This window comes from Streptomyces coelicoflavus (assembly GCF_003112555.1).
GTDB classification, from domain to species: domain Bacteria; phylum Actinomycetota; class Actinomycetes; order Streptomycetales; family Streptomycetaceae; genus Streptomyces; species Streptomyces coelicoflavus.
Window position 1 is genome coordinate 161,700 of the sequence record NZ_BEWB01000007.1, and the last position, 12,639, is coordinate 174,338.

Below are 12,639 nucleotides of genomic sequence, written 5' to 3' on the forward strand. Positions count from 1 at the left end.
TCATGCCAGTCCAGTTGGCGCCCGTACGGAGCTGGGGGAACGATGCAAGCCGACAAGCAGCTGTCCACGGAGATCGACGCCAACGTGCCAACAGCGGCACGTATGTACGACTTCTATCTGGGCGGCAAGGACAACTACGCGGCCGACCGGGCCGCCGTCGGCGAACTCGACAAGGTCGTCCCCAGCACGCGCCGGCTGGCGCTGAACAACCGGCGCTTCCTTCAGCGGGTCGTCCGCGTCCTCGTCGAGGACTACGGCATCCGCCAGTTCCTGGACCACGGCTCCGGCCTGCCCACCCAGGACAACGTGCACCAGGTCGCCCAGCGGGTCGCCCCCGAAGCCCGCGTCGTCTACGTCGACAACGACCCGATGGTGCTGGTCCACGGCCGGGCGCTGCTCGACCAGAACGACCAGACCGCCGTCATACACGCCGACATGCGTGCGACGGAGCAGATCTTCTCCCACCCGGACACCCAGCGTCTGATCGACTTCTCGCAGCCGGTCGCCGTCCTGTTCAACTCGGTGTTCCACTGCATCCCGGACAGCGACACCGACGGCCCCGAGGCGGTCGTCCGCCGGGTGACCGAGCGGCTCGCGCCCGGCAGCTTCGCCGTGATGTGCCAGCTGGTCAGCGAGGACCCCGAGGTGCGGAAGTTCGTCACGGACTTCATGGACACGGCGACGCAGGGCCACTGGGGCCGGGTGCGCGAACCCAAGGACGTCGAGGCGCTCTTCGACGGTATGGACATCCTCGAGCCGGGGCTCGTGGAGGTCTCGACCTGGCGCCCGGACACCGAGGTGGCGCCGCGTCAGCTCACCGACGAGTGGATCGAGTTCGGCGGGCTGGGACGCCTGCGCTGAGCCCGGGCCGGCACGACGGACAGCACGAGGGGCCACACACGACGTGTGTGGCCCCTCGTTTCCGTCGTCTCGTTTCCGTCGTCCGGCCCCCGGTGCCGTGGCCGCTTCCCTACCGGTCGGCGGCGTAGCGCGTCGCCATCGTCTCGCGCAGCCGGTCCAGTGACTCGCGCGGCGTCAGCGCCTCGTCGGCCAGCCGGTCCAGCGCGACCCGGTACTGCTCGGTCTCGTCCCGGTCCTCGAGGAAGTTGGCGCTTCCGATGTGCTCCAGGTAGACCACGTCGGGCAGGTCGGCGCCGCCGAAACGCAGATAGGTGACGGGGATCGCGGGCGCCGACGCGTTCGTCACGTCCAGCGGCACGATCTGCAACGTCACATGGGGCTCCTTCGCCATCGTGACGAGATGGTCCAGCTGCTCGCGCATGACCTCGCGACTGCCCAGCACGCGCAGCAGCACGGACTCGTCGATGATGGCCCACAGCTGAGGCGCGTCGGCGCGGCCGAGCAACTCCGCCCGGCGCTTGCGCAGTTCGACGCGTCGCCGGACCTCGCCCGCGGGCGCGTTGGGCAGCCCGCGCTCGACCACGGCCGCGGTGTAGGCCTCGGTCTGGAGCAGACCGGGGACATACTGGATCTCGAAGGTACGGATGGTCGCCGCGGCCTCCTGAAGGCCGACCAGACGGTCGAACCACTCGGGCATCAGGCGCTTGTCGTACCGCTGCCACCAACCCGGTTCACCGGCCCGGCGCAACAGCTTGAGCAGGACCGAGGCCTCGTAGGCGTCGGTGCCGTACCGCTCGAGGAGCGCACGGACGTCGTGCTCCGTCGGGGGGTTGCGGCCCTTGCCCGACTCGATGCGCGAGAGCTTCGCACCGCTGAAGCCCACGGCGCGGGCGGCCTGGTCCTGGGAGAGGCCGGCGTCCTCGCGGAAGCCCGCCAGCTGGACGCCGACGAGCATCTTCAGCAGGGTAGGAGCCGGCTCGGCCCGGTCCAGATAGGGCTCGAGACGGGAGATGCGATGCGACGCGGCGGACATCCTGACTCCCAGCAGACCGGCAGACTTGAAGGAAAGACTATCTCATCCCCTCGGCGCCCGCCGCATCCGCCTGTAGAAATCGGGTAGTTGGGCTCCGCTTCCGGGCCGTCAGCCCCGCCGCCGCGTCGTGTCGTCCTCCGCGGCCGTCGCGCCTCGGCGGCCGCCGCGCCGCGCCGCCCCGCGACAAGCCGCCCTACAGCAAGTGGTCGAACTCGCCGTCCTTCGCCCCGGCCAGGAAGGCGGCCACCTCCGCGGGGGTGTAGACGAGCGCGGGGCCGTCCGGATAGCGGGAGTTGCGCATCGCGATGCCCCCGTCCACGAGGGCCACCTCCACGCAGTTGCCCTCGGCGTTGCTGTGCCGGCTCTTCTTCCAGGAGGCGTCCAACAAGCTGGCCTGCACTCCGTTGCACACTGGTGGCACCGCGGTCTCCTTGCTGTTCGGGGGGAGCGGACCGGGCCGTGCCGGTCCCCGAGCGCCCCCATCCGACTTTTTTCGCGCAATTTCTCGTGCAATTGCACGCGAGCGCTCTAAGCGTGGATAATAGCTGTGGCGTCAACCCCCCGGTTGAGGTCCCGATCTGACGTCGCATCAGGGAGATGCTGTGCCGTCACCTGCGCATCCAACGCTCCGGTCGCCCGGCGAACCCGTGTCGGAGGAAGGCGCGGCGAGCCGCCCGGGAGGCCTCCCGCGCCCGGCGCGAGAGGCCATGGGCCGGACCGGTCTGCCGCTGCCGGCTCCGTACACGGGACGTTCCGTCCTCGGCGGTGGGCCGGCCTCCGCCGTGCTGCGTGTCGCCTGCAGCGGGGAGGGGTTCGCCCGGGCCCGGGTCTTCACACGGGACACCCTGCGCGGGTGGTCGCTCGAGCACCGTGGTGACGACGCGGTCCTCGTGGTCACCGAACTCGTCTCCAACGCCGTGACGCACGCGGTGCCGTCGGCCGCGGCCGACGCGCCGGAGGTCAGGCTCGGGCTCGCGCTGAGCCCGGCCCGGCTGACGCTGAGCGTCTCCGACCCCGGGGACGACGGACCCGTGTTCAACCCGTCCGACGGCTCCGCACTCCGGGAGCACGGGCGCGGCCTGTGCATCGTCGACGCCCTCGCCGAGGAGTGGGGCTGGTCCCCGCGCCCTCCGGCGGGCAAGACGGTATGGGCCGCGTTGTCGATCCGCCCCCTCACCTGACCCGACTGCCGCGGAAGGGCCCCACACCATGCGCAGCGCTCCGACACCCGAGCCGAGCATCCAGCGCACCGACCGTCACGTGCCGCCGCCCGGCTCGCCCCGCACCGCCGCCCTGCTGGCGGGCCTCGACGGTGTGCCCTGGAGCGACATCCAGGACTCCACCGGCTCCGCGGCGGCCATTCCCCGGCTGCTGCGCAAGGTCGCCCGGGGTGACGCCGAAACCGCCCGAGCCGCCCTCGGGGACCTGCGCAAGCGCATCTGCCAGTACGGCTTCGTCGTCGAGCAGGCGACCGCCGCGACCGTCCCCTTTCTGTGGGAGCTGGCGCAGCGGCCCCAGGTGAGCTGCCGGGCGCAGATCATCCAGCTGCTCAAGAACATCGCCGACGCCCGGCAGTGGGAGACCACGGCCACCGCTTACCCCAAGCTGCTCAACCACCGGGAGAACCCGGTGGCCTGGGAGCGCGCGGCGAGGCAGGCCGTCCGCGCCCGGCGGGACGGCCTCGAGCGGCTGCTGGCCGAGGACGACACCGAGATCACGCGGGCCACCACCGAACTCGCCCGCACCCTCCGGGACTGAGACCCGCACACCCGCCGGACCGGGACCCGCGCCCTCCACGGGGGAGAAGGCGCGGGTCCCTTCCAAGGCGCGGAACGGTGTGGCGCACTCCCGGCCGACGGGGTAGGAAAGCGCGGGAAGCAAGCGCTTTCCCCACTCGGTCACCAGGAGGACCACGCCGATGGCGTCGCCGCCCGAAAAGCCGCTCGATCACCGCTACCGGGGCGAACACCCGATACGCACGCTCGTCTACCTGTTCCGCGCCGACCGCCGCCGACTGGCCGGCGCGGTCGCCGTCTTCACCGTCAAGCACAGCCCGGTCTGGCTGCTGCCCCTCGTCACCGCCGCCATCATCGACACCGTGGTCCAGCACGGTCCGATCACCGACCTGTGGACCAGCACCGGGCTCATCATGTTCATCCTGGTGGTCAACTACCCGCTGCACCTGCTCTACGTGCGCCTTCTGTACGGCAGCGTCCGCCGCATGGGCACCGCCCTGCGCTCCGCGCTGTGCACGCGCATGCAGCAGCTCTCCATCGGCTACCACTCGCGGGTCAGCGCGGGCGTCCTCCAGGCCAAGGTCGTCCGGGACGTGGAGACGGTGGAACAGATGGTGCAGCAGACCGCCGAGACCGGGCTCGGCGCGTTCACCGTGCTCACCGGCGGCCTCGTCATCATCGCCGTGCGCACCCCGGAGTTCCTGCCCGTCTTCCTCGTCGTGGTCCCCGCCGCCTCCCTCCTCGTGGCCCGGCTCCGCGCCCGGCTGCGCACCCACAACGAGCACTTCCGCCACGAGGTCGAGACCCTGTCCTCCCGGGTCACCGAGATGACCCGCCTCATCCCGGTCACCCGCGCCCACGGCCTGGAGGGCAAGGCGCTGCGCCGCATGGACGGCACCCTGGACCGGCTGCTGACCTCCGGCATGCGCCTGGACCTGGTCAACGGCCGCTTCGGTTCGCTGTCCTGGGTGGTGCTCAACGTGGTCGGCGTCCTGGTACTCGCGGGCGCCGCGCTCATCTCGTACTACGACGTCTGGGGAGTCACCGCGGGCGACGTCGTCATGCTCAGCGCCTTCCTGACCACCCTCACCAACTCCACGACGACGCTGGCGGGCCTCGCCCCCGTCATCACCAAGGGACTCGAGTCCGTCCGCTCGGTCGGCGAGGTGCTCCAGGCCCCCGAACTCGAGGACAACGCGGGCAAGAAGGAGCTGGCCTATCTGCGCGGCGCCGTCACCTTCGAGGGCGTCGGGCACCTCTACGAGAGCGACGGGCGGCCGGCGGTCGAGGACTTCACCCTCGCCGTCCAACCCGGCGAGACCATAGCCCTGGTCGGCGCGTCCGGTGCCGGCAAGTCCACCGTCCTCAACCTGGTGATCGGCTTCCTGCGGCCGACCTCGGGGCGGCTGCTGCTCGACGGCACCGACATGAACACCATCGACCTGCGCACGTACCGGCGTTTCGTCTCGGTGGTGCCGCAGGAGTCCATCCTGTTCGACGGCACCGTCCGGGAGAACGTCGCCTACGGCATGGACGAGGCCGACGAGGAGACGGTGCGCGCCGCCCTGCGCGACGCCAACGCCCTGGAGTTCGTCGACCGGCTGCCGCGAGGGCTGGACACCCTGGTCGGGGAACACGGGGCACGGCTGTCCGGCGGGCAGCGCCAGCGGCTGGCCATCGCCCGGGCGCTGATCCGGGACCCCCGGGTGCTCGTCCTCGACGAGGCCACCTCGGCGCTGGACACCCGCTCCGAGGCGCTGGTCCAGCAGGCGCTGGCCCGGCTGCTGCGCGGGCGCACCACGTTCGTCGTGGCGCACCGGCTGTCCACCGTGCGGGGTGCGGACCGGATCGTGGTGATGGGCGAGGGCCGGGTCCTGGAGACCGGCACCCACGAGGAACTCCTCGCCGGGGGAGGGGCGTACACCGCGCTGCACAGCGGTCAGGTCGCCTGACGGTGTCGTCCTCTCATGGTGTCGGTCGGACAGGAAGAGACGGGATCTGGTCAATTGCGAGCATGAGTGCGCGGGATGCGACTGGTTCGGCTGGGTTCGGGCATACGCAGCGAAAACCGAGAGAGGGGCGCTTCGTGCTCGAACCGGACCCGAAGGTCGTCAGGGAGTTGCTGACGCGGTACGCGTCACTGCGGATCGCTCAGGCGGAGAGGGAGCGGCCGGAGGCGGCGCGCGAACTGGCGGACGTCAGTTACACACTGTGCGTGATGATGGCGACGACCGCCGTCCACGACGCGGTGGCGAAGGCGGACGCGCTGCTGCTCGCCAAGGGGCGCGCGCAGGAAGCCGGGTCGCTGACCACGGACGGGGACAGCGGCCTGTCGCTGGCCGTGTGAACACCGCCGCACCGCACGGCCCGTGCCGTGGGGGGAACCGGCCCGCCGGTCCCCACCACGGCACGGGCACCCGGGAGCCTTGAGGGAGGCACTGGCGAGAATCCGTTGGAAGCTGTCGTTTGCGCCACTGGGCGGCCGCTCGACGGCTTCCTACCGTGGGATTCGATCACCGCTTCGCCCGAACTGCCTCCCGGAGCCCGACCGATGACCAAGTTCCTGCTGTCCCTTCACGTCCTGGCGGCCATCCTCGCCGTCGGACCCGTCACCGTGGCGGCCAGCATGTTCCCGGCGGCCGTCCGCCGGGTGCCGGTGGCCGTGACCGCCGGGGGAGGGGACGGCGCGGGTGTGTGGGACGTGGGCACCGTCCGGCTGCTGCACCGCATCTGCCGGGTCTACGCCGGTCTCGGCATCGCGGTGCCGGTCCTCGGATTCGCCACCGCCGCCTCGATGGGCGTCCTGGGCGACGCCTGGCTCGTCGCGTCCATCACCCTCACCGCGGTCGCCGCGGGACTCCTGGCCGCCTTCGTCCTGCCGCGTCAGGAGGAACTCCTGGAACAGCTGACCGACCGGCAGCCCGTCGAACGGGCCCTGACGGCGCGGCTGGCCATGTTCACCGGGGTGTTCAACCTGCTGTGGGCCACGGTGACCGTGCTCATGATCGTGCGGCCCGGCTCCACCACCGGCGCCTGAAGGGCCGTTCACATCCTGGCGGAATGCGCACCCCCGCGTGAACGGGCGCCTAGACTGCTCAGTCGCGCCTCCGTGCGGGGGCGGACGACACGAAAGGCACGTTGACGGGTGTTCCAGGATTCCCCCATCTACGACCGACTCGTCGCCGAACGCGGTGACGTCCCCGACCAGGTGCGGCGGGACGCCGAGCGTGTGAACAGGGAACTGGAGGTGGTGATGCGTCCGCTGCGCGCCCCCGGGCACCTGCCCGGCGCCGAACGCCAGCCGTCCCCCGGCGCCGGCTGGCAGCGCACCGCCCTACTGCCCGGCCCGCGCCCGCGCTGACGCAAGGCCGCCTCGGGGGACGGCCCGCGACGGAGGGCCCGGTCTCACCCGACCGCGGCCGTGCCCGGGCCGCCGGACGTCTCCACCGTGTCCGCGAGGCCGGGCCGGGCCAGCCACTCGGCGATGGTGCGGGCGATCGGCTGGCCCGTGTCCACCTCGACGAAGCCGAACTGCCCCGACTGGTTGCACTCGAGGAACCACCAGGTGCCGTCGCCGTCCTCGGCGAAGTCCAGAGCGCCGTAGGCCAGTCCGGCCCCCCGCAGATAGGCCCGGACCCCCTCGGCGACGCGCGGCGGCACCTCGGCCGGCCGCCACGGCCCGCCCGACGCCGTGAAGCGGACGTCGACCTCTTCGGGGTCCAGGCTCCCGAGGACCGTTTTGCGGGCGGCCAGCAACTCCTCGCCGACGACCGTCAGCCGGATGTCGGCACGCTTGGCGACCCGGCGTTGCAGCAGCGTCGGGCCGTGCGCGACGGCGGAGAAGTCCGCCTCGGGCGGCACCCGGCTGGTCGGCACCGCCAGGGGTGGATCCTGCGGATGGGCGCCCGAGACGGGCTTGACCACCAGGTCCGGGTAGCGCTCCGCGAACTCGCGGGCCGCCCGGGGAAACGTCGTGATCAGCGTCGCCGGCACGGGCAGCCCGCACTGCTGGGCCAGACGCAGTTGCCAGGGCTTGTACCTGGCCCGGTGCGCGGCGTCGGGCTGGTTCATCCAGCGCGCCCCGGAACCGCGGAGCATGCCGTACAGCGCCTGTCCGGACTCCTCGGTCAGCCATGGGGACGGTTCGGCGGCCCGGGTGGCCGCGCCGCCCGGCCTGCGCACCCACACGGACCGCAGCCCGCCGATGCTCACCAGGCGTCCCCCCGAGGACAGATGGCCCCGGAAGGAGCCGTGCACGAACTCGCCGGACAGCGCGACGGAATCGGTGAGGTCGGCGGGGTCCAGCCGGACCACCGGTACGCCCGACGCGTTCAGGTGCACCACCACCATGTCCGCGGTGACGTCCTCTTCACTGGTCAGGATCAACACGGTCATTCTCGGCGGCCCGTGTTCAGTCGTCGAAGTGAGTCTTCGACCCCGCGGTGGAGGTCGTGGTCCCCAACTCTCTCAGCAGCGCGTGGTCACAGGCGGCCACCCGCCCGTCGAGGAGCACGTTCAACTGCAGCCCGGAGTCGTAGACGTACGGAGTGGTGGCTTCCAACTCCACTGCCGGCCGTGCGTAGTTGAGCGCGAACGGTTGCATCGTCTCTCCCTAGTCGGTGCTGCGCCGATCAGACGACGGCCCTTTGCGCCGCCGTCTGGTCCGCCGACTTCCTTCGGCTTCCAGAGACTTATACGAATCGAACGGGTGATTGGTTTCCTTACGCTGCGTAGTCACCGGGCGGGCCGGTGGTCCGCCGCCGGTCCGGGACCCCGCGCCGGCCGCCGGTCCGGCCGCGCGTGGAGCGCAGAGCGAGCAGCAGCACGCCGACGTCGTCGAGGTAGACGGGGTCGGGCAGCAGGTCCGCCGGAAGCACCAGGTAGAGGACCGCGCCCCAGAAGACCCAGCGCGGCCCCGTGGGAAGTCCGGCCCGCCTGAGGTCCCGCCGGGCGCGGACCAGGCGCACCAGCACGGCGACCGCCGCCGCGAGGACGATCGCCGCGAGCAGCACCGCCACGACGATCACTGTGGTCGTATCCACATGCCCCTCCTACGGCGCGCGGTACGCGCCTCCCTGTCCGGATGCCCGCTCGCGACGGCGGCAAGACCGCGGGGCGGGGTCTCTCATCCCTGTGGCCCACCGGAGTGGCACGGCGCGGTGGACGTGCCTAGTAATGGCAGCACGCATCGCGAGTCGCATGTCGGGGACGCAGGGCGGCCGCACCCCCACCACACGGAGAGATCATGACCACCGGCTCTTCATCACCCCGCTCGCCCGAGTACGCCATATCCGCCTTGGACCTGCCCACCGGCGAGACGACCACGACCACCGGAACGGCGCGGCCGCCCGGCACGGATCCCGGTGCCGGGCCCCTGGCCGAGCGGCCCCCCGCCGAGCGGGACGACGACATGTGGGACGTCGACTTCGACGACGCCGACCTCCCCGAACTCGAACCCGACCCGGCCCTCCCCGTTTCCGGCCCCGACGACCCCGAAGGCCCCGAAGGCCCCGAGGGACCCGGCTCCGGTCCCCGCCACCTCGACGCCGACGCACACTCCTACGCGGACGCCCAGGACGGAGCGGTGCGGACGTACGGTGACCCCGTGGGCGACCTGGTGCGCGCCGCCGTGGCCGACCGGCCGCTGGAGGAGGTCGTCGACCTGATCACGACGATGGAGCAGTCGCCCCAGTACGCGCAGGCCACGATCGACGCCCTCCGCGCGGTCGGCGTGAACCGGTCCGTCGAGGACGTCACCCGGCTGGTCGGGCTGCTGACCCGGCCGCCGCGCCACTCCGACAGCGCGGACGAGGCCATCCGGGCCGCGGCGGAATGCCGCTCCGTGGAGGACGTGACCCGTCTGATGGCGCTGCTGCACCGCACACCGCTGGAACCGCACTGCGGGCAGGAGGCAGTGCGGGCCGCCGCCACCGGCCGGCCTGTCGAGGAACTCGTCGAACTGATCGGCCGGCTCGCCGAGGACGGACACGTACGCCCGGAACGGCCCGACGCCCGGCGGTTGCGGGCCGCGCAGGAGACGTCCGACGAGGACGGCGGACGGGAGCCCGCCGGCGCGTTCACCGCGGCGGACCGCCGCGGCCGCGAACGCCGCAGGCCACGCCCGTTCCGCCGGGGACGCGACCGCGACGAGTCCCGCGCGGCGCACGACCGCGACGGAGCCCGCGCGGCGCGCGAGCGCGACCAGGCCCGTCAGGCACGTGCGGCGCGTGACCGCGACGAGGTCCGCGGCGCGCGCGACCGTGACGGGGTCCGCGGCGCGCGCGACCGTGACGGGGTTCGTAGCACGCGCGACCGTGACAGGGCCCGTACCGCGCGCGACCGCGAACAGGCCCGTGCGGCCCGGCGGGCGGCACGGGGCCCGGCCTGGCCCGCCTGGCTCACCGTCGCGGTCCTGGCCGGGTGCGGCGTGGCCTACTTCCCGCTGCACCGCGGTGACGCCTCCGCGCAGGCCTACGGCACGGCCCTCGGCCTGTCGGCGCTCTGCCTGGTGCTGGCCCTGTTGCTGACGGTGCGGCCGGTCGTGGCTCTGCTGGCCGCCGCGGTCGTCGGCCCGGCGGCGCTGGCCGCGGCCAAGCTCTACGGCAGCGCCACCCCCTCGGCGCGGGTCTCCCCGGTCACGGACCTCACCCTGGCCCCCACCTGGATCGCGGTCGCGGTGGCCGTGGTCGCCTCGCTCGTCGCGCTGACGGCGCTGTGCGTACGGGTGGCCGCGCCGGCCGCGGCACGGCGCAGGCCCGCTCGCCGGGTCGCCGTGGCGAGCCGCACCGTCGCGGACTGAGCGCCGACCGCCCCAGTACGCCGAACACGACGTGGTCCGCGCCGGAAGCTCGTCCGGCGCGGACCACGCGCCCGTCTCAGACCCCCAGCATGCCCGCGGGATGCTCGTGTTCGAGCAGAGCGGTGAGCACCCGGTCCGGGGTGAGGGGCAGTTCGCGGAAACGGATGCCGGTCGCGTGATGGACGGCGTTGCCGACGGCCGCCGCCGAGCCCACGATCCCGATCTCGCCGATCCCCTTGCTGCCCATCGGGTTGAGGTGCGCGTCCTGCTCGTCGACCCAGTGTGCCTCCAGGTTCGCCACGTCGGCGTGCGCGGGCACGTGGTACGACGCCAGGTCGCGCTCGACGAAGTCCCCGAACACCGGGTCCATCGTGCTGTCCTCGGTCAACGCCATGCCCAGGCCCATCGTCAGGCCCCCGATGAACTGCGAGCGGGCCGTACGGGCGTTGAGGATGCGCCCGGCGGCGAAGACGCCAAGCAGCCGCCTCACCCGCACCTCACCGGAAACGGTGTCCACGGTCACCTCGGCGAAGTGCGCGCCGAACGCGTGCCGGGCGTAGGGGCTCTCGGCATCCGCCGTGCCGGAGGTGTCCGCCTCGGCGGTGATCCCCTCGTCGGGCAGAGGCCCCGAGTGTTCCGCCAGCCGGCCGGCCAGCCGGGCGCACGCCTCGTGCACGGCCGACCCCCAGGACGCGGTGCCCGAGGAGCCGCCGGCCATCGGGGCGAACCCGATGCCGCTGTCGGCGACCTCGATCCGCACCCGGTCCAGCGGGGCGCCCAGCGCGTCGGCCGCGACCTGCGCGAGCACCGTGCGGGCGCCCGTACCGATGTCGGTGGCGTTGACCCGCACCAGGAAGCCGCCGTCCGGCAGGGCCCGGGCGGCGGCGACGCACGGGGAGACCAGCACCGGGTAGGTGGCCGAGGCCACCCCGCTGCCGATCAGCAGGGGCCCGTCCGTCCGGGAGCGGGGGCGGGGGTCGCGGTCCTCCCAGCCGAAGCGCCGGGCGCCCTCGCGCAGACACTCCACCAGGTGCCTGCTGCTGAACGGCTTTCCGCTGTCCGGCTCCGTCTCCGGTTCGTTGCGGATCCGCAGCTCCACCGGGTCGACACCGAGCTCGGCGGCCAGTTCGTCCATCGCGGACTCGAGGGCGTACATGCCGGGACACTCGCCCGGGGCGCGCATCCAGGAGGGTGTGGGCACGTCCAGCGCCGCCACGCGGTGGGCCGTGCGCAGCGCGGGGGTGCCGTACATGACGCGGGCGGGGACCGCGGCCTGCTCCACGAACTCCTTCACCCGCGAGGTGTGCGTCGTCACCTCGTGCACGAGGGAGGTGAGCCGGCCGTCGGTGTCCGCGCCCAGCCGCAGCCGGTGCAGGGTCGGCGCGCGGTGCCCGACGACGGCGGGCAGGTAGCGACGCGGCAGTGCGACGGTCACCCGGCGTCCGGTCTCGCGCGCCGCCATGGCGGCCAGCACCACCTCGGGCCGCGGTGTGCCCTTCGAGCCGAAACCGCCGCCCACGTGCTCGGCGCGCACCGTGATCCGGTCCTCGGGCAGCCCGAACATGCGCGCCAGTTCCTTCTGCACGGCCGTGGTGCCCTGGCTGGAGGAGTGCACGGTCAGCCGGTCGCCGTCCCAGTGCGCCGTGCTGGTGTGCGGCTCCATGGGGTGGTTGTGCAGCGGCGGCACCGAGTACGCGACGTCCACCCGGGTCGCCGAGGAGGCGAGCGCCCCGTCCGGGTCGCCGTGCTTCGTGACGGCCGCGAAGCCCCCGTTGGCGGACTCGGGGACGTACGCACCGGGGTGCGAGGCGGTGAGTGTCACGTCGTGGGGCTCGGTCTCGTAGGTGACCCGGACGGCCGCGGCGCCGGCGCGGGCCGCCTCCAGCGTCTCGGCCACCACCAGGCCCACGAACCAGCCCCGGTGCGGGACGTGCGGCCCCTGGAGCACCGCCAGGGTCGGGTCGTCGGGCTCGCCGAGGCGGGACGCGTTCTCGTGCGTGAGCACCGCGAGTACGCCGGGCAGCGCGAGCGCCGGCGCGGAGTCGACGCCGGTCACCCGGCCCCGCGCGACCGTCGCGGGCACCGGCCACGCCTGGGCGCGGCCCGGCGCGTCGAACTCGGCGGCGTACCGGGCGGTGCCGGTGACCTTCTCCCGCCCCTCCCGGCGCTCGACCGGAGCGCCCAGGACGGCATCGGTGGCGGTCATGGAG

The 12,639-nt window shown here is 73.0% G+C and carries 14 protein-coding genes; 8 read left to right on the forward strand and 6 right to left on the reverse strand.

Annotated elements, in window-relative coordinates:
- Nucleotides 1-42 precede the first annotated feature (42 nt).
- Nucleotides 43-861, forward strand: a complete 819-nt coding sequence (locus Sco07f_RS18320; protein WP_007389450.1) for an SAM-dependent methyltransferase — start codon at nt 43-45, stop codon at nt 859-861.
- Between the two features lie 109 nt (nt 862-970).
- Here Sco07f_RS18320 and Sco07f_RS18325 read toward each other — a convergent pair whose 3' ends face one another.
- Nucleotides 971-1,894 (reverse strand): helix-turn-helix domain-containing protein, encoded by a 924-nt coding sequence (locus tag Sco07f_RS18325; RefSeq protein WP_108988444.1) that lies wholly within the window; start codon nt 1,892-1,894, stop codon nt 971-973.
- Between the two features lie 193 nt (nt 1,895-2,087).
- On the reverse strand, nt 2,088-2,315 hold the full coding sequence (locus tag Sco07f_RS18330; protein WP_007389444.1) for a DUF397 domain-containing protein: 228 nt from the start codon (nt 2,313-2,315) through the stop codon (nt 2,088-2,090).
- 286 nt (nt 2,316-2,601) lie between these two features.
- On the opposite strand from Sco07f_RS18330, the gene Sco07f_RS18335 reads away from it, so the two are divergent.
- The 6 genes from Sco07f_RS18335 (at nt 2,602) to Sco07f_RS18360 (ending at nt 6,991) form a co-directional block, all read left to right on the forward strand.
- Entirely contained in the window at nt 2,602-3,075 is a 474-nt protein-coding gene (locus Sco07f_RS18335) for an ATP-binding protein (protein ID WP_239109794.1), read from the forward strand.
- 28 nt (nt 3,076-3,103) lie between these two features.
- Entirely contained in the window at nt 3,104-3,652 is a 549-nt protein-coding gene (locus tag Sco07f_RS18340) for a hypothetical protein (RefSeq protein ID WP_007389452.1), read from the forward strand.
- 160 nt (nt 3,653-3,812) lie between these two features.
- A complete protein-coding gene (locus tag Sco07f_RS18345) occupies nt 3,813-5,582 on the forward strand; it encodes an ABC transporter ATP-binding protein (RefSeq protein ID WP_108988445.1) in 1,770 nt (589 codons plus the stop codon).
- A gap of 134 nt (nt 5,583-5,716) precedes the next feature.
- Complete coding sequence (locus Sco07f_RS18350; RefSeq protein ID WP_167468137.1) at nt 5,717-5,977, forward strand: DUF5133 domain-containing protein; 261 nt, start codon at nt 5,717-5,719, stop codon at nt 5,975-5,977.
- A gap of 204 nt (nt 5,978-6,181) precedes the next feature.
- The gene (locus Sco07f_RS18355) at nt 6,182-6,667 is read left to right on the forward strand and encodes a hypothetical protein (RefSeq protein WP_108988447.1); all 486 of its coding nucleotides are present in this window, start codon (nt 6,182-6,184) and stop codon (nt 6,665-6,667) included.
- Nucleotides 6,668-6,775: 108 nt separating this feature from the next.
- Complete coding sequence (locus tag Sco07f_RS18360; protein WP_054101167.1) at nt 6,776-6,991, forward strand: hypothetical protein; 216 nt, start codon at nt 6,776-6,778, stop codon at nt 6,989-6,991.
- 44 nt (nt 6,992-7,035) lie between these two features.
- Here Sco07f_RS18360 and tgmB read toward each other — a convergent pair whose 3' ends face one another.
- The 3 genes from tgmB to Sco07f_RS18375 form a co-directional block, all read right to left on the reverse strand.
- Complete coding sequence (gene tgmB / locus Sco07f_RS18365; protein ID WP_108988448.1) at nt 7,036-8,025, reverse strand: ATP-grasp ribosomal peptide maturase; 990 nt, start codon at nt 8,023-8,025, stop codon at nt 7,036-7,038.
- Between the two features lie 16 nt (nt 8,026-8,041).
- Entirely contained in the window at nt 8,042-8,233 is a 192-nt protein-coding gene (gene tgmA, locus Sco07f_RS18370; RefSeq protein ID WP_003978169.1) for a putative ATP-grasp-modified RiPP, read from the reverse strand.
- A gap of 118 nt (nt 8,234-8,351) precedes the next feature.
- Nucleotides 8,352-8,672 (reverse strand): DUF1232 domain-containing protein, encoded by a 321-nt coding sequence (locus tag Sco07f_RS18375; RefSeq protein ID WP_054101165.1) that lies wholly within the window; start codon nt 8,670-8,672, stop codon nt 8,352-8,354.
- A gap of 203 nt (nt 8,673-8,875) precedes the next feature.
- On the opposite strand from Sco07f_RS18375, the gene Sco07f_RS40610 reads away from it, so the two are divergent.
- Nucleotides 8,876-10,429: a hypothetical protein gene (locus tag Sco07f_RS40610; RefSeq protein WP_108988449.1), complete on the forward strand. Its 1,554-nt coding sequence runs from the start codon at nt 8,876-8,878 to the stop codon at nt 10,427-10,429.
- Nucleotides 10,430-10,505: 76 nt separating this feature from the next.
- Here the strand turns inward: Sco07f_RS40610 and Sco07f_RS18385 are convergent, their stop codons facing one another.
- A complete protein-coding gene (locus Sco07f_RS18385; protein ID WP_108988450.1) occupies nt 10,506-12,635 on the reverse strand; it encodes a xanthine dehydrogenase family protein molybdopterin-binding subunit in 2,130 nt (709 codons plus the stop codon).
- Nucleotides 12,636-12,639: the final 4 nt, after the last annotated feature.